The following is a 16,318-nucleotide window of genomic DNA, read 5'->3' as shown; positions in this document are numbered from 1 at the left end:
GCGCGGGATGCGGATCGGTGACGCGGCGGCGGCAGCGGGGACCACGCCGAGGGCGCTGCGGTTCTACGAGCAGCGCGGACTGCTCGCCCCGCAGGGCCGCAGCCCCTCCGGCCAGCGGGAGTACGGGCCCGGGGACGTGGCCAGGATCCGGATCATCCGCGATCTGCTGGCCCACGGCTTCACCGTCGAGGACCTGCGTGGCGTGGCCGACCGGCTCCACCTGCTCGCGGCGGATCCGCCGCCGAGCTGTGGCTCCGGCGGCGGGGTCGTCGGGCACCGGCTCGCCGTGCTCGACGCGGAGATCGAGCGGCTCACGCGCTTGCGCGAGGCCCTGGCCCGACGGGCGGGTCTCGATGCCCCGGCCGCCCCTGCGGCGGGGCCGGAGCCGGTGGCGGACCCCATCCCGGACCCGGACCGGGTGCCGGACCGCATGGTGGCGCCGGACTCGGTGCCGGACACCGTCCCGGGTGGCCGGGGTCGGACGGGGAGGTCCGGTCAGCCGGTGAGCGTCGGCGGCGCGCCGCGGACGCATACGCTGGACCGATCATGAGCGAGCGAGCCCGATTCCGATCCCTCTTCCGAGTCCGGCCCGGATCCCGGTCCGCGTCCGGACCGCCGCATGGATCCGCGTCCGGATCCCCGTCCGGGTCCCGGCCCGGATCGGCGCCCCGGTCCGTGCCGGTGGACCCGGATGCCTCCCACGCCCGGCCAGGGCAGTTCGCGGTGGCGCTGCGTACGCCCGCGCGGGCCGCCGAACCGCTCCTCGCGCAGGCGCCCGAGGCCTGGCAGCGGATGCTGCCGTACGCCGTGACCGCCGTGTGCGTGATGGCGCTGCTGCCGGTGACGATCGCGGTGCTGACCAACGACTACAAGGCGGGCGGCGGCTGGGCCGGGGCGCTGGGCGTGGCCCAGACCCTGCCGCTGCTGCTCGCCGTGACCCGGCCGCTGCCCGCGTGGGGGATGGTGCTCCTCGCGGACACGGTCGGGGCCGTCGTACTGACCCAGGCCGACCGGGTGGCCGGGCACGCCTGGCCCTGGACCCCGATGGTGATCATCGGCTACCTGGTGCTGATGGCCTGCCTGGGGCTGCGCGAGTCCATCCGGACCCTGGTCTGGGTGTGGCTGGCGACCGGGGTGGCCGGGGCGGTGCTGAGCCGCTTCCAGCCGGACGGCGTGACCAACACCGTCGCCCTGCTGTTCGTACTGGCCGGGGTGATGCTCGCGCTGACGGGAGCGCTGCGCGGGCTCGGTGACGCGCGCCAGAAGATCGCCGAGCAGGAGAGCATCAGCGAGGCCGAGCGGGCCCGGCGCACCTTGCTGGAGGAACGGGCCAGGATCGCGCGGGAGTTGCACGACGTGGTGGCCCACCACATGTCGGTGATCACGGTCCAGGCGGATTCGGCGCCGTACCGGCTGCCCGGCATGGCGGAGCCGGTGCGGGAGGAGTTCGCGGCGATCGCGTCGAGCGCGCGCGAATCGCTGGGCGAGATGCGGCGGCTACTGACGGTGCTGCGCGGCGACGAGGCGAACGGCGCCGACCGGACCCCGCAGCCGGGGCTCGGCCGGTTGCAGCAGCTGGTGGAGGCGACCGTACGGGCCGGGCAGCCGGTGGAGTTGGCGCTGGCCGCGGGCGCGGCCGGGGCGGCGGCGCCGGCCGTGGACCTGTCGGCGTACCGGATCGTCCAGGAGGCGCTGGCCAATGTGGTGCGGCACGCGCCGGGTGCCGCGACGCGGGTCTCGGTGACCTTCGACGAGGAGGAGCTCCTCGTGCTGGTGGTCAACGGACCGGCGCGGGACGCGGTGGTGGCGGTGGAGACTTCGGGCACCGGGCACGGGCTGGTGGGCATGCGGGAGCGCGTACGGTTGACGGGCGGGACGCTGGACACCGGTCCGCTGCCCGACGGCGGCTTCCGGGTCGCCGCCCGCATGCCCATCAACACCGCTCCCGAGGAACCAAGTTGACCATCCGCGTGATCATCGTCGACGACCAGGCCATGGTGCGGGCGGGTTTCGCCGCGCTGTTGTCGGCGCAGGCCGACATCGACGTGGTGGGTGAGGCGCCCGACGGACGCCAGGGGATCCAGGTCTCCCGCACCGTCCACCCCGACGTGGTGCTGATGGACGTCCGGATGCCGGAGATGGACGGGCTCAGCGCCGCCCGCGAGCTCCTCGATCCCCCGCCGGGGGTGGTGCACCGGCCGAAGGTGCTGATGCTGACCACCTTCGACATCGACGACTACGTGTACGAGGCCCTGCGCGCGGGGGCCTCCGGCTTCCTACTGAAGGACGCCCCGCCGGCCGACCTGATCGCGGCGGTGCGGGTGGTCGCCTCGGGCGAGGCGCTGCTGGCTCCGTCGGTGACGCGGCGGCTGATCGCGGACTTCGTCGAGCGGCGGCCAGTGCCGCGCCGCGATCCCGCGCTGCGGCTGAACGGGCTGACCCCGCGGGAGACAGAGGTGCTGGAACTGATCGCGCGCGGGCTGTCGAACCAGGAGATCGCCGGTCATCTGGTGGTCGCCGAACAGACGGTCAAGACGCACATCGGGCGGGTGCTGGGCAAGCTGGACCTGCGGGACCGGGCCCAGGCCGTGATCTTCGCCTACGAGGCGGGGCTGGTGCGGCCGGGCGACACGACGGCCTGAACGGCCTGAACGGCCGGGCCCCCGGCCCCCGGCCCCCGGCCCCCGGCCCCCGGCCCCCGGCCCCCGGGGAGGATCTTCTCCTCCACCCCCTACCTGGGTATGACATCCGGTTTGGCTCCACGGTGCGACGCCCTCTTCGCCACCTCCTCCTTACCTTCCTCCTCGTCACGAGGAGAGGAGAAGGGGCATGCGCCGCTTCGCAAGGACACTGGTCACGGCCGCGCTGGCGGCGGCCGTCGTCGCCGGAACCGCCGGATGGGCCTCCGCCGACGCCCAGACCGCGGTCACCGGCCCGCCGCCGGGCACCGCCGCCTGGCGGGCCGACACCGTGTCCGGGCAGCCGCTGCCGGATCCGGCGCGGGCGACGCCCTCCGAGGTCGCGCGGTTCTTCGCCGGGCTGGACGGGTCCCGGGCACGGGACCTCGTACGGGCCCACCCGTCGGTGGTCGGCAATCTGGACGGGGCTCCGCTCCCGCTCAGGTACGAGGCCAACCGGCTGGCCGTGCCGGCGAACGGCGAGCCCCGCTTCGCTTCGCTGGCCGAGCCCGGCCGGCAGATCCTGGCCTTCGACCCGCGCGGACGGGGCACCGTCACCGAGGTGTTCGGGGACCTGGAGCGGACCGCGCACGTGTCGGTGATCGTGCCGGGCTCGGACAACGACGCCACGACCTACGACCGCGCGCGGGCCGCGTACACCGGCCCGGCGGGCATGGCCCGCTCCCTGCGGTCCGCGACCGGGGATACGGCCGCCGTCATCGCCTGGACCGGCTACACCACGCCCGTCGGGATGGGCCTGGACACGGCCCGCGGGCGGCTGGCGGAGGCGGGCGCGGTCCGCCTCGCCCGTTTCACGGAGGGGCTCGACGCGGTCGGCACACCCGATCCGGTGCTCTTGTGCCACAGCTACGGCTCGGTGGTCTGCGGGCTGGCGGCCCGGGACACGGACGCCACCGACATCGTCGCCTTCGGCTCCCCCGGCATGCGGGCCGACAACGTCGGGCAACTGCACACCGGAGCCCGCGTCTGGGCGGCGCGCGGGCCCTCCGACTGGATCGCCAACGTGCCCAACGTGGAGTTCGCCGGGCTCGGCCACGGCGCCGATCCCACCTCGGCGGCCTTCGGCGCCCGCCCGGTCCCGGCCGCCGACGTGGCGGGCCACACCGGCTACTTCATCCCCGGCACCGGGTCCCTGAAGGCCTTCGCCGCGATCGCGACGGGAGCGGGCCGATGAGCATGCTGGAGACCAGGCCGGTGAGCCGACCTGTGAGCGCGCCGGCGAGCAGGCCGTCCGTCCTCACCAAGGTGCGGGCGGCCGCCGGCCGGATCGACGCGAAGACCCCCGCCCACCGGGACCGGGCGGTCGACGGGCTGCGGGCGCTGGCCCTGCTGGCCGTTCCGACCGGGCACTGGCTGCTCGGCGGGTTCAGCCTCGACTCCGACGGGGCCCTGCACAACGCCAGCCCCCTCTCCGCCTTCGGCGGCCTGGCACCGGCCAGTTGGGTGCTGCAGATGCTCGGCGTCTTCTTCCTCGTCGGCGGCTACGCCTCGGCGCTCTCCTTCCGGCGGCACACCGGATCGGCCGGGGCCTGGCTGAAGGGCCGGATCGCCCGCCTGGGGCGGCCGGTGCTCGGGGTCACGGCGGTGTGGGCGCTGGCCGCGCCCGTGCTGTACGCGGCCGGAGTGCCCGAGGCCACCCTGCGGACCGGGGCGAAGCTGGTGATCCAGCCGCTGTGGTTCGTCGGGGTCTACGTGGTGGTCACCGCGCTGACCCCGTACTGCGTGCGCGCCGCGCACCGGTTCGGCGGCTGGGCGGCGGCCCCGCTGCTCGTCTCGGTCGCCGTGGTGGACTTCCTGCGCTACGGGCCCTTCGCGGACTCGGTGCCCGGGTGGGTGGCGCTGGTGAACATCCTGCCGGGCTGGCTGTTCGCGTACCAGCTCGGCGTGGACTGGGGCGAGGGCCGGATCGGGCGGCGCGGTGGGTGGCTGCTGCTGGCGGGCGGGGGCGCGCTGTTCGCGGCCCTGCTGATGGTCTTCCACTACCCGGCGTCGATGGTCGGCGTGCCGGGCGAGGCCCGGACCAACTCGCATCCGCCGTCGCTCCTGGTACTGGCCCTGGCCGCGGCCCAGTCAGGGGCCGCGATCCTGCTGCGGGACCGGCTTGCGCGGCTGCTGGCCCGGCCGCTGCTGTGGGCTCCGGTGGTCGTGATCAACCTGTGCGCGATGACGATCCTGTGCTGGCACCAGACGGCGATGCTGGCGGCGGCCGTACCGGGTTCGTTCGCGGGCGGGCTGGCCGGGCTGACGACGGCGCCGGACAGTGTGGGGTGGATCGTGGCGCGGCTTGCGTGGATGCCGGTGTTCGCGGCGCTGCTGGTGGGCATCGCCCGGTACGCGCGCCGGTTCGAGCAGCCGTGGAAGCGGGCCACGGCGGTGCGCCGCACCGCGGCGGGCCTGCTGGCGGCCGGGTTCGCGGTCTTCGCGCTGGGGCTGGCCTAGGGCCTGTCGTCAAACTCCCGTCGTCGCCCGAAGGGCGGCCGCGCGGCGTCTGGTGCGTGCTCTCGGCGCGCCGGGCGAAAGTCCGCGTACTGGACGTACTCGGGCTTTCGCCCGGTGCGGCGAGAGCGCGTGCCAGGCGTCGCGAGGCAGACGGGAGTTTGACGACAGGCCCTAGGGCCTGTCGTCAAACTCCCGTCTGCCGCGTACGAAACGAGAGCGCCGCTCCCCTCGGGGAGCGGCGCTCTCGTGCGGTCTCGGTGAGCCGTCAGGCGATGGAAGCGGCGACGATCGCGGCGACCGCGAGGTTGCAGGAGGCCGTCACCCACACGGCGGGGTGCGGCTCGGGGTCGACCACGATGGCGCCGAGCTTGCCCGGGGTCACCAGGTCCAGCACCAGGAAGGCCACGGCCATCAGGACCAGGCCGAGGAGTCCGAACGCGGCCGTGGAGAGCAGGCCCTTGCCGAAGCTGTCGTACGTGGTCCAGATCGAGGTGAAGACGATGCCGCCGATGCCGAGCAGCGCCGAGGAGAGCATCACGGCGGCGTTCCGGTTGCGCTCTTCCCAGATCTGCTTCGGCAGCTTGCCGGGGGTCAGCACGTCCACCAGGACGATGCCGAGGATGAGCAGCACCAGGCCGACGCCGCCGAATGCGGTGGTGCGGCCAAGTCCGTTGATGATGTCGCTCATTGGGAAGCCGTCTCCGGGGTGGGGTAGGAAGTACGTCGCGTGCCTGTCGTCGCGGTGGCCGAATCTATCGCACGGCATGGCGCCCGACCATGGGGAGGTCAGGAAATGGCAGAGCTCAGGGCCGCGCGGGCCGGGGAGGCCGCGGAGCTGACGGGGCTGGTCATGCGGTCCAAGGCCCACTGGGGGTACGGGGCGGAGTTCCTTGCCGCGTGCGCGCCGGAGTTGCGGATCGGGGCCGGGGACGAGGTGCGGCGGCGGATCGTGGTCGCCGAGGGCGCGGCCGGGGCTGCCGGGCGCCGGTCGGGCGACGGCCCGTCCGCCGTGCTCGGGCTGGCCTCCCTGGACGGGGAGCCGCCGCTCGGGCGGCTGGGGCTGCTCTTCGTCGAACCGGCCGCCATCGGCGGAGGTGTGGGTCGCCTGCTGTACCGGGACGTGCTGCGGCGCGCCGCCGGGCTCGGCTTCCGCCGGCTGTTGATCGACGCCGATCCGCACGCCGCCGGGTTCTACCGGGCGATGGGCGCGGTGGCCTTGGGGCCGGGTCCGGAACCGGAACCGGGGCCGGATGCCTCCGGCGGGCTGGTGCGGTTCGAGGTGGCTCCCGTGCCCCTGGCGGACTGGGCCCGGGCCTGGACGGGCGGCGGGGCGGCCGTGCACGTGGGCAATGTCGCCGAGTACAACGCGCAGTTCGCGGACGCCTCCCTGGACCGGGAACAGCGGGCCGCCCACCACTACGCCTGTCTGGCCGCCTTCTACAGCCCGCGGCCGGCCGCGCTGGTGCTGCCGCGCCCGGTGCCGCCCGGCTGGATCTCCCTGCTCGGGCGCCAACTGGACTGGCCCGCCGGTGTGGAGGTGTACGACGGGCTCGCGGAGCGGGATCCGGTCCTGTCGGACGCCGTACGGTCCCGGCCGGCGCTGGCCGCACGGCTGACCGGGACCGGGGCCGAGGCCGGGCCCGGAGCCGAGGCCGGGCCCGGGGCCGAGGCCGGGCCCGGAGCCGAGGCCGGGCCCGGAGCCGGGGCCGCGCCCCTCGTCCCGTGGGGTCTGACCGCGCCCTTCGCCCGGCTGGCTCGGCGGCCCTGGCGGCCGGACGAGCTGCGGTACGAGTCGAAGTCCGCGGCTCACGGGCTGTTCGGCCGGATCCTCGCGGAGGGCGGGCACCCCGCGATCACCCTGCCCGCGCAATGGCGGGCGGACACCCGGCGGGCGGCGGTCCGGCTGCTGGCGTCCCGGACCAAGGCGGGCGAGAGCACCGTTCTCAAATCGGAGCACGGCGTGGGCGGCTCGGGCACCACGGTGATGACCCCCGAGCGGGTCCGCGCGGCGGGCGGCGCCCGTGCGGTGGTGCGGGCGCTGCCGCGCGGACCGCTGCTGGTGGAGGAGTACGTACGCGGTCCGGCGGATCCGGCCGAGCCGCGCGACCTCACGTACGACGGGTTCGTGGACGCGCGGGGCCGCGTGCACGAGGTCGGCGGGGCGGTGATGGACGTGGCGGACGGCGGGTACCGCGGGGCGACGGTGGGCCCGGGGGTGGTCCCCGGGTGGGCGGCAAAGCCGCTGCTCGCCTTCGGCCGCGCGGTGGGCCTCGAGCTGTCGGCCGCGGGCTACCGGGGCTGGTTCGACGTGGACTTCGTCGCCGACGGCGCCGGACGGCTCGCCCCGACCGAGACGAACCTGCGCCTGACCGGGCCGTCCGTGGCCTTCGTGGTGGCGGCCCGGCTCGACGAGCTGCGGGGCGCGGGACACTTCGTACGGATCGCCGACCGGGTGGAGCTGGGCGCCCGGCTGCCGGAGGCGGCCTTCGGCGAACTGTGCGAGCGGCTGTCCCGCCGGTGCGCCGGGATCGGCGCGGTGTTCCTCCCCGCCATCCCCACCGGCGCCTTCGAACCGGCGCCCTGGATGGGCGCCCTGGTGGCCGCGACCGGCAGGGATCTGCTGGACGCGGCCGAGCGGCTGGTGCGGGCGGAGGCGCTGTCCGTCGGGGCGATGTTCGATCAGGCGGCCGGGACTCGGGCGGCCGGGGCCCAGTAGGCCGGGACTCGGGCGGCCGGGTCTCAGCCGGCCGCCCGTGCTGGGGCCACCGGGTCTCAGCCGGCCGGATCGGTGGCCCGGGCCCCGTCCCGCTCCGGCGCCTGCGCCGGAACCGAGGCCGAGGCCGAGGCCGACATCGTGTCCGCTTCCACCTCCACGCCCACGTCGAAGGCGCTGAGCGGCGGACGGGACGCGTAGACGGCCACGATTCCGGCGGCGATCATCAGCGGAATGTTGAAGGCGTAGACGAGCGCGGCCTGTCGGGGCCAGTCCTGCTTGGCCGCGAGCCGGTAGAAGTTGTCCTGCGGCCACCAGGCGACCAGCAGGTAGACGATCGCCAGATGGGCGGCCGCGGTGATGCGGGGGCCGCGGCGCCCGTGGCGGCGCATCCGGGACCGGCCGGCGAACAGGAACCACACACCGGCCGCGAACGCCCAGCACTCGCACATGTAGAGGAGGAAGAAGAGCGTGGCGTACGGGTTCGGGACGCCGGAGAGGTCCGTCGAACCGGGCCAGAAGATCATGGTGAGGAGCATGGTGAAGCCCGCCACCAGGACCAGCCCGACCCCCATGAAGAAGATGAGGTTGGCCCATCCCGCGATATTGGGCCCCCAGTCCTTCCACACGTACCTGTGGCCGTAGTTGGCGCCGTACTTCCCGCTCCCGCCACCGCTGGGCTCCTCCCCGTTGCCCTCGCCCCCGCCCCGCCCCGGCGGCATCGGGAGCGCCGACCGCTGCTCTCGGCCCGCCCGGTCCCGGGGGATGCGGGGCACCCGGACCACGGCGCCCGGCATCATGGCCCCGGGGAGCCTGCCCGCCAGGTGGCGGCGGAGTTCCGCGCCGTTGGGGAGGTCGGAGCCCGGGGGCCAGCTGTCGTCCTCCTCGGGCGGGGCGAGGAAGGCGACGAGCAGCGGCCGCGCGTTCACGCCCGTACCGGCGCCCTTGACCTCGGCCAGGAGCGCCGCGCCCACCCTTTCGTGGCTGCGGATCGCGGACTCGACGGGATGCGGGTCGAAGGCCTTGCCGTCCGCGGTGAGCCGGTCGCGGATCCGGCCGCGGAACTCCAGCAGCCCGTCGGGGCGCAGCACTCCGAGGTCCCCGGTCGGGACCGGTTCGCCGCCGCCGGGCACGGAGAGGCGGATCTCCCCGTCGCGTACGTCCAGCCGGCAGCCGGGGAAGGCGGTTCCGATCAGCGAGAGCTCCTCGGCCCCGTCCAGGGGCGCCGCGAGCTGCGGGAGTTCGAACCGGGCGCCGGTGCCCGCCGCTTCGGTGGGCCCGTAGACGTTGAGCAGCCGGGCGCCGGGCCGCAGCCGGGCGAGCAGGGCGGCCTGTTCGTCGAGGTAGAGGCGGTCTCCGGCGACCGTGACCATGCGCAGGGACCGCAGTCCCTCGTCGGGGCGGTGCAGGGTCCGTGACAGGGACGCCTCCCGGTCGCGTACGAGGAGTTGGGTGGCGGTGCCCGGGTCGGTGTGCAGGACGGTGACCCGCTCGGCGTCGACGGCGCGGCGCAGCGACTCCGGTGTCCAGCGCGGGCCTTCGGGCAGGACGAGCGCGCCGCCTTCGCACAGGGCCCGCGTCCATCCGGCGGCGAAGCCGGTGAGGTACGGGGCGGCGGTGATCAGGTGCCGGTCCTCGGGAACCGGCCCCGCCACCGCGGCCCACCCTTCGTGGGCGGCGAGGAGCCGGTCGTGGGAGAGGGGGACGGCCCGATGGTCCGCGCCCCCGGTGAACAGCACGGCGGCGGTGTCCCCGCGCGAAGCCCGATCCGGCGGGTCGGTGGGCAGCCCGCCCGTGGCGACCGCGTGCTGCCCGCCGATGCGGATCACCCGCAGGTCCCCGCCGTCGTCGAGGCGGGCCTGCTCCGCGGTGTCGGCGAGCAGGGCGAAGGGCCGGACCGCGGCGAGCTGGTGCTGTCCGGTGCGCGGGTTCTCTACGTCGATGACGGCGTAGGCGGCGCCGGACTTGAGGATGCCGAGGAGGAGGACGACGAGCTCCGCGCGCGGGGCGGAGCCCACGGCGACGACAGCCCCTTCGGGCAGTCCGCAGTCGAGCAGGTGGCGGGCCGCCTGGTTGGCGCGCGCGTCGAGTTGTCCGTAGGTGAGGCTGTCGGTGCCCGCGGCGACGGCCTGGGCTCCCGGGGTGTCGCGGGCCCAGCGTTCGAAGCGGGAGAGAACGGTGTCGCCGGCGCGTCGGCCGGAGTGCGTGAAGGGCTCTGATCCCTGCGTCATGGGCCGATTCTGGCACCGGGCACCGACAGGCACGAGGGCCGCGAAAATACCTCGTACGAGCGAGGGTTGATCCACTATCGTCCTGCGCTGGTGCCAACTGGTGCCGGTGGACAGGTTTCGAATGGTCGGAGGCCCCATGGCCAAGGAATTGCAGGTGGCGTACGACTGCGCCGATCCGGGCGCGCAGGCGGTGTTCTGGGCACAGGCACTGGGCTATCGCGTCCAGCCGGGGGGCTCCGCCGACTGGGCGGCCATCTCGGATCCGGACGGCAAGGGGCCGCGGCTCTACTTCCAGAGGGTCCCGGAGGCCAAGACCGAGGCGAAGAACCGTCTGCACCTGGACGTGCGCTCGGCACCCGGCCTGAAGGGGGACGAGCGGATGGCCGTCCTCGAGGCGGAGGCCGCCAGGCTGGAGGCGCTGGGCGCGAAGCGCCTGTACCGCCTGGAGTCCGATGAGGTCAACGAAGGGATCATCGTGATGAACGATCCCGAAGAGAATATCTTCTGCCTCGACTGACCTGTCGAACAGGGTTCCTGGTCACCCAGGGGCCATCTGCCTCTTGACCTCAAGTTTGGTTGAGGTCCTACCGTTCGGCTCATGGATATGGAAGTCACCGCCTGGACCTCGCTCCACAGCGCGATCAACGCCCAGCAGGACCGGCGCCCGCTCTCGCGGGCCGGCCTGCGCCGGATCGCCGCCTTCGCCCGCCCGCACCGCCGCGGGCTCACCTTCTTCCTCCTCCTCAGTGTGGTGACCGCGCTGCTCGCGGTGGCCACCCCGGTGCTCGCGAGCCGCGTGGTCACCGCGATCGTCGAGGGCCGTGAGGGCGGTACGGTCACCCGCCTCGCCCTGCTGATCGCGCTGATCGCGGTCGCGGAGGCCGGGCTGGGGCTGGTCCTGCGCCGGCTGTCGTCCACGCTCGGCGAGGGGCTGATCCTGGATCTGCGGACGGCGGTCTTCGACCACGTGCAGCGGATGCCGGTGGCGTTCTTCACCCGGACCCGCACCGGGGCGCTGGTCAGCCGACTCAACAACGACGTGATCGGCGCGCAGCGGGCCTTCAGCAACACCCTGTCGGGGGTGGTGTCCAATACCGTGACGCTGCTGCTGACCCTGACCGTGATGCTGGGCATCTCCTGGCAGATCACGCTGCTGGCCCTCGTGCTCCTGCCGGTGTTCGTGCTCCCCGCACGCCGGATGGGGGTGCGGATGGCGGCCTTGCAGCGGGAGGCGTCCGCGCTCAACGCCTCGATGGGCACACAGATGACCGAGCGCTTCTCGGCGCCGGGCGCCACCCTCGTCAAGCTGTTCGGACGGCCCGACGAGGAGTCGGCGGAGTTCGCGGCGCGCGCCGCCCGGGTGCGTGACATCGGGATCCGCACGGCGATGGCCCAGTCGGCCTTCATCACCGCCCTCACCCTGGTCTCCGCACTGGCCCTGGCGCTGGTCTACGGGCTCGGCGGCCACTACGCGCTCGCCGGCACCCTGGACGCGGGCTCGGTGGTCGCCCTGGCCCTGCTCCTGACCCGGCTGTACGCGCCGCTGACCGCGCTCGCCGGGGCGCGGGTGGAGGTGATGAGCGCGATGGTCAGCTTCGAGCGGGTCTTCGAGATCCTCGACCTGAAGCCGCTGATCTCCCAGAAGCCGGACGCCCGCCGGGTGCCGGAGGGGCCGGTAGCGGTGGAGTTCGACCAGGTCTCCTTCGGCTACCCCTCCCCCGACAAGGTCTCCCTCGCCTCCCTGGAGGAGGTCGCGACCCTCGACGCGCGGGGCGGTACCGAGGTGCTGCACGAGGTGTCCTTCCGGGCCGAGCCCGGGCAGATGATCGCCCTGGTCGGCTCCTCGGGCGCCGGGAAGTCGACGATCGCGCAGCTGCTACCCCGGCTGTACGACACCGACGCGGGTGCGGTCCGCCTCGGCGGGGTCGACGTACGGGACCTCACCGCGGACTCGATCCGCGAGACGCTGGGCATGGTCACGCAGGACGGCCACCTCTTCCACGAGTCGGTACGGGCCAACCTGCTGCTGGCCCGCCCGGAGGCCGGGGAGGACGAGATCTGGGAGGCCCTGCGCCGCTCCCGGCTGGACGGACTGGTGGCCTCGCTCCCCGACGGGCTGGACACGGTCGTCGGCGAGCGCGGCTACCGGCTCTCGGGCGGGGAGCGCCAGCGGCTGACCATCGCCCGGCTGCTGCTGGCCGGCCAGCGGGTGGTGATCCTGGACGAGGCCACGGCCCATCTGGACTCCACCTCGGAGGCGGCGGTCCAGGAGGCCCTGGCCGAGGCCCTGGCGGGCCGGACCGCCGTGGTGATCGCGCACCGGCTGTCGACGGTGCAGGCGGCCGACCTGATCCTGGTGGTGGAGGACGGCCGGATCGTGGAACGCGGCACCCACGCCGAGCTGCTGGCGGTGGGCGGACGGTACGAGGAGCTGTACCGCACCCAGTTCGCGGCGGCGGGCCCAGACGGGGACACGCCGGCGGCGGATGCCGTTCCGGGCGGCGCGGCGGCGGTCTCCGGCGGATGATGGCCAACGGGGCGGCCGGCAGCGGCCCCCCGCAACCGCTGGGACACCGGAGTCAGGAGCAGCCGATGGACATCAAACTGGAACTGGTCGCCGTACCGGTCACCGACATCGACCGGGCCAAGGCCTTCTACGAGCGCATCGGCTTCCACGCCGACCACGACATCACGGTCAGCGAGGAGATCCGCTTCGTCCAGCTGACCCCGCCGGGCTCGGCCTGTTCGATCGCCCTCGGCAAGGGCCTGACCCGGATGACACCGGGTTCGCTGGACAACATGCAGGTCGTGGTCGCGGACATCGAGGAGGCCTTCGCCGACCTCAAGGGCCGGGGCATCGAGGTGACGGAGATCGAGGACATGCCCTGGGGCTCCTTCGTCTACTTCTCCGACCCCGACGGCAACGGCTGGGCCGTCCAGCAGACCACCCCGCGCACGGGCTCGACGGGCTGAGGCCGCGGCCTCTCGGCGACTCCCCGGTGGCCCTGTGGAGCCCGGTGGGCGGGATCCGCTCCCGGACCGGTGGAGACTGGCCCCGGGGGACGCATGAGGGATCGTCGAAGAGGGAGTAACGCCATGAGTACCGTCGCGCTGCTGGGGACCGGAATCATGGGGACGGGAATGGCCCGGAATCTGCTGCGGTCCGGGCAGGAGGTCCGGGTCTGGAACCGGACCCGGGAGAAGGCGGCCGCGCTGGCCGCCGACGGTGCGGTGGTCGCCGACAGCCCGGCCGAGGCGGTGGCCGGGGCGGACGTGGTGATCACCATGCTGGCCGACGGTGCGGCGGTGGCCCGGGCCATGGCCGCCGCCGTGGAGGGGCTGAGCGCCGGTCAGGTGTGGGCGCAGATGGGCACGGTCGGCCTTGCCTCCCTCGAAGAACTGGCCGCCTTCGCGGCGGAACACGGGCTGGTCTTCGTGGACGCCCCGGTGCAGGGCACCCGCCAGCCCGCCGAGGCCGGGACCCTGGTGGTGCTGGTCGGCGGCCCGGCCGACCCGCGCCTGGACCCGGTCTTCGCCGCCGTCGGGAGCGAGGTGCTGCGGGTCGGGGAGGAGCCGGGGTCCGCGACCCGGCTGAAGCTGGCCACCGTCGGGTACGCGATCACCGTGACGGCCGCGGTCGGCGAGGCCCTGGCGCTGGCCGAGGGGCTGGGGGTGGACCCGGACCTGTTCGCGCGGGTCGTGACCGGCGGGCCGATGGACAGCCCGTACCTCCAGACCAAGATGCGGGCCGTGCTGGACCGGGACTTCACGCCGAGTTTCACGGTGCGCGGCGCGGAGAAGGACACCGGTCTGATCGCCGAGGCCGCGGAGTTGGTCGGGGTGTCGGTGGACCTGGCCGTCGCCGCGCGGGCCCGTTTCCACCGCGCCGACGCCCTGGGGCACGGCGACGAGGACATGGCGGCCGGCTACTTCGCGGGCTTCCCCGACCAGCCCTGAGGGACGGCCCCGCCCCGGTGAGCGGGGCTCAACCCTCGTACGGGTGGGGGCGGGTGCGCAGGGCCTGGCCGTGCCGCAGGCCCTCACGGAAGGCCGCCTCGTACGCCTGGTCACCGAGCGCTCCGCGCGCCGTGCGCTCGAACTCCTCGCGCACCGAGGCCAGTTCGGGCGTACCGCGCTGTGGGTGGCCGACGGCCTGCCAGTAGGCGTGGCCCGTGCCGTACGCACGGGCCGCGCCGGCCCCGTCTCCGGTCGCCGCGCGGGCCGCCGCGAGCAGGTCGAGACCGAGGGCGGTGCCGAAGCTGTCGCCCAGCTCCCGCTTGCTCTCCAGCATGGCGCGGGCGTGGGCGGCGGACTCGGCGGGGCGCCCCTCGAAGAGGCAGATCAGGGCCAGTTGGTAGTCGGCGTAGGCCCGGGTCCAGTGTTCGCCCCGCTCGGCGCAGCCGGCGCGCAGCAGCTCCGCTTCTTCCCGGGCGTCGGTGAACAGGCCCGTGCCGGTGAGCGCGAAGACCCGTACGAGGTGGCAGCGGAGCCGGGGCCCCGAGTCGAAGGGCGTGCCGGGGAAGGCCTCCAGGGCGTTGTCGGAGACGATCCGCGCGGCCAGCGGCCGCCCGGCCAGCAGGTGGCTCAGGCCCAGCAGGTACGCGGCGTCCAGCGCCGGCCCGGGGTCCCCGTCGAGCCCCGCGGCCAGCGCCTCGCAGCCGACGGCGATCCGGTGAGCCTGCTCCTGTTCTCCCTGGAGCAGCAGGGTCACCCCGAGGGCCCACAGGGCGCGCACCCGGATCCGAGCGGGCACCTCCTCGGGCCGCGCGGCGGCCAGCGCCCGCTCCAGGTAGCCGCGGGCGGCGTGCAGGTGGCCGCAGCAGGCCCAGTAGAAGCCGGCCCGCGCAGCCAGATCCAGGGCCCGCTCCGGGACGGTGGCCAGGTGGTGGTCGAGGGCCGCGCAGAGGTCTCCGTGCACCGCCTCGACCTTCCGGTACCCGGTCCGCTGGGCGGGCCCGAGCCAGTCCCGTTCGGCGGTGCGCACGAGCTCGGTGAAGTACGCCGCGTGCGCCTCCCGCAGCGCCTCGCGCTCCCCGGCCTCGTCGCGCCACATGGCCCCGTACTCCCGGATCGTGTCCAGCATCCGGTACGAGCCGTCCGCGCCCCGGCGTACGACGGACTTGGCGACCAGCGCGTCGAGCAGCGGCGGGACGTCCGCCTCGGCGAGGGGGGCGGCGGAGCAGACGGCGCGTGCGGCCGCCAGGTCGAAGGAGCCGCCGAAGACGGACAGCCGCAGCCACAGCAGCCGTTCGCGCGGTGCGCACCACTCGTGGCTCCAGCCGATGGCGGTGCGCAGCGCGCGGTGGCGCGGCGGCTGGACGGAGGCGGCTGCGGGTGCGGGTGCGGACAGCGGGCCGATCCTGCGGGCGAGCCGCTCGGCCAGCTCCTCGATGGTGTGGTCGGTCAACTGGGCGGCGGCCAATTCGAGCGCGAGGGGGACCCCTTCGAGGCGGGCGCACACGGAGCGGGCGGCCGCTAGCCGCGCCTCGGTCCAGGGCGGCGCCTGCCCGGGGGCGGCAGCGGCGGCCCGCCGGGTGAACAGGGCGAGGGCCTCCTCGGCTCCGAACGGGTCGACGGCGTGCGGCAACGGGCCGATGTCCAGGACGTGTTCGTCCGCGAGTCCGAGCGGCTGCCTGCTGGTGAGCAGCAGGACGAGGTGCGGGGCCGCGTCGAGCAGCTCCCGTACGAGGCTCCGTACCGCCGTCACCAGGTGCTCGCAGCAGTCCAGCACGAGGAGCAGCCGGCGCCCGCCGATCCATTGCCGCACCGCTGCGGCCGGAGCACGGGCGGTGTGGTCGGCGAGGTCCAGGGCGTCGGCCACGGTGGCCACGAGCAGTCGCCCGTCGGGCAGCGGGGAGAGGTCGGCCCAGTGGACCCCGTCGGGGAAGGGGGCCGCAGGATGGCCGGCCCCGGGATTGCCGGACCCCGGATCGCCGGACCCGAGCGGACCGGACCCGGGATTGCCGGACTCCGGATCGCCGGACCCGAGCGGACCGGACCCGGGATTGCCGGACTCCGGATCGCCGGACCCGAGCGGACCGGACCCCGCCAGGGCCGCCGCCCGGCGGGCCAGGCGGGTCTTGCCGACGCCGCCCGGCCCGGTCAGGGTGATCAGCCGGCCCTCACGCAAAGCCCTTTCGAGCAGGGCCAGTTCACCGGTCCGCCCCACGAAGGAGGCTCGGTCCCCGGCCTCGTACCCGTCGCCATGTCCCAGCACCCGCCCAGTGTGGCGTACG

The 16,318-nt window shown here is 74.7% G+C and carries 13 protein-coding genes; 10 read left to right on the top strand and 3 right to left on the bottom strand.

The window, feature by feature from the left end:
• Window positions 1–7: 7 nt before the first annotated feature.
• The 5 genes from AC3IYI_RS36665 (at window position 8) to AC3IYI_RS36645 (ending at window position 5,138) form a co-directional block, all read left to right on the top strand.
• Window positions 8–550 carry a MerR family transcriptional regulator gene (locus AC3IYI_RS36665; RefSeq protein ID WP_489407741.1) on the top strand — a complete coding sequence of 181 codons (543 nt, stop codon included), beginning with the start codon at window positions 8–10 and terminating at the stop codon, window positions 548–550.
• A 125-nt stretch (window positions 551–675) separates the two neighbouring features.
• Window positions 676–1,962, top strand: a complete 1,287-nt coding sequence (locus AC3IYI_RS36660; RefSeq protein WP_489407740.1) for a sensor histidine kinase — start codon at window positions 676–678, stop codon at window positions 1,960–1,962.
• The gene (locus AC3IYI_RS36655; RefSeq protein ID WP_327256789.1) at window positions 1,959–2,642 is read left to right on the top strand and encodes a response regulator transcription factor; all 684 of its coding nucleotides are present in this window, start codon (window positions 1,959–1,961) and stop codon (window positions 2,640–2,642) included. The genes AC3IYI_RS36660 and AC3IYI_RS36655 overlap by 4 nt, the downstream gene beginning before the upstream one ends.
• A gap of 187 nt (window positions 2,643–2,829) precedes the next feature.
• On the top strand, window positions 2,830–3,873 hold the full coding sequence (locus AC3IYI_RS36650; protein WP_489407739.1) for an alpha/beta hydrolase: 1,044 nt from the start codon (window positions 2,830–2,832) through the stop codon (window positions 3,871–3,873).
• 2 nt (window positions 3,874–3,875) lie between these two features.
• Window positions 3,876–5,138, top strand: a complete 1,263-nt coding sequence (locus AC3IYI_RS36645; protein WP_489411805.1) for an acyltransferase family protein — start codon at window positions 3,876–3,878, stop codon at window positions 5,136–5,138.
• Between the two features lie 265 nt (window positions 5,139–5,403).
• On the opposite strand, the gene AC3IYI_RS36640 is transcribed toward AC3IYI_RS36645, so the two are convergent.
• On the bottom strand, window positions 5,404–5,826 hold the full coding sequence (locus AC3IYI_RS36640) for a DUF350 domain-containing protein (protein WP_250741629.1): 423 nt from the start codon (window positions 5,824–5,826) through the stop codon (window positions 5,404–5,406).
• Between the two features lie 105 nt (window positions 5,827–5,931).
• Here AC3IYI_RS36640 and AC3IYI_RS36635 point away from each other — a divergent pair, with 105 nt between their 5' ends.
• Window positions 5,932–7,854 (top strand): GNAT family N-acetyltransferase, encoded by a 1,923-nt coding sequence (locus AC3IYI_RS36635; protein WP_489407738.1) that lies wholly within the window; start codon window positions 5,932–5,934, stop codon window positions 7,852–7,854.
• Between the two features lie 56 nt (window positions 7,855–7,910).
• Here the strand turns inward: AC3IYI_RS36635 and AC3IYI_RS36630 are convergent, their stop codons facing one another.
• Window positions 7,911–10,082, bottom strand: a complete 2,172-nt coding sequence (locus AC3IYI_RS36630) for an AMP-binding protein (protein WP_489407737.1) — start codon at window positions 10,080–10,082, stop codon at window positions 7,911–7,913.
• A 136-nt stretch (window positions 10,083–10,218) separates the two neighbouring features.
• Between AC3IYI_RS36630 and AC3IYI_RS36625 the strand changes: the two genes are divergently transcribed.
• The 4 genes from AC3IYI_RS36625 to AC3IYI_RS36610 all read left to right on the top strand — a co-directional run bounded on the left by AC3IYI_RS36625 (window position 10,219) and on the right by AC3IYI_RS36610 (window position 14,039).
• Window positions 10,219–10,599 carry a VOC family protein gene (locus tag AC3IYI_RS36625; protein WP_489407736.1) on the top strand — a complete coding sequence of 127 codons (381 nt, stop codon included), beginning with the start codon at window positions 10,219–10,221 and terminating at the stop codon, window positions 10,597–10,599.
• A gap of 81 nt (window positions 10,600–10,680) precedes the next feature.
• The gene (locus tag AC3IYI_RS36620; RefSeq protein WP_489407735.1) at window positions 10,681–12,609 is read left to right on the top strand and encodes an ABC transporter ATP-binding protein; all 1,929 of its coding nucleotides are present in this window, start codon (window positions 10,681–10,683) and stop codon (window positions 12,607–12,609) included.
• Between the two features lie 65 nt (window positions 12,610–12,674).
• Complete coding sequence (locus AC3IYI_RS36615; protein ID WP_243332111.1) at window positions 12,675–13,055, top strand: VOC family protein; 381 nt, start codon at window positions 12,675–12,677, stop codon at window positions 13,053–13,055.
• 123 nt (window positions 13,056–13,178) lie between these two features.
• The gene (locus AC3IYI_RS36610; protein ID WP_489407734.1) at window positions 13,179–14,039 is read left to right on the top strand and encodes an NAD(P)-dependent oxidoreductase; all 861 of its coding nucleotides are present in this window, start codon (window positions 13,179–13,181) and stop codon (window positions 14,037–14,039) included.
• A 28-nt stretch (window positions 14,040–14,067) separates the two neighbouring features.
• Here AC3IYI_RS36610 and AC3IYI_RS36605 read toward each other — a convergent pair whose 3' ends face one another.
• A complete protein-coding gene (locus AC3IYI_RS36605; RefSeq protein WP_489407733.1) occupies window positions 14,068–16,299 on the bottom strand; it encodes a regulator in 2,232 nt (743 codons plus the stop codon).
• Window positions 16,300–16,318 lie beyond the last annotated feature (19 nt).

The organism is Streptomyces sp. GL_148 (assembly GCF_057834205.1).
The sequence above is the reverse complement of the archived record's forward strand: the minus strand, read 5'-3'. Positions and strand labels throughout refer to the sequence as shown.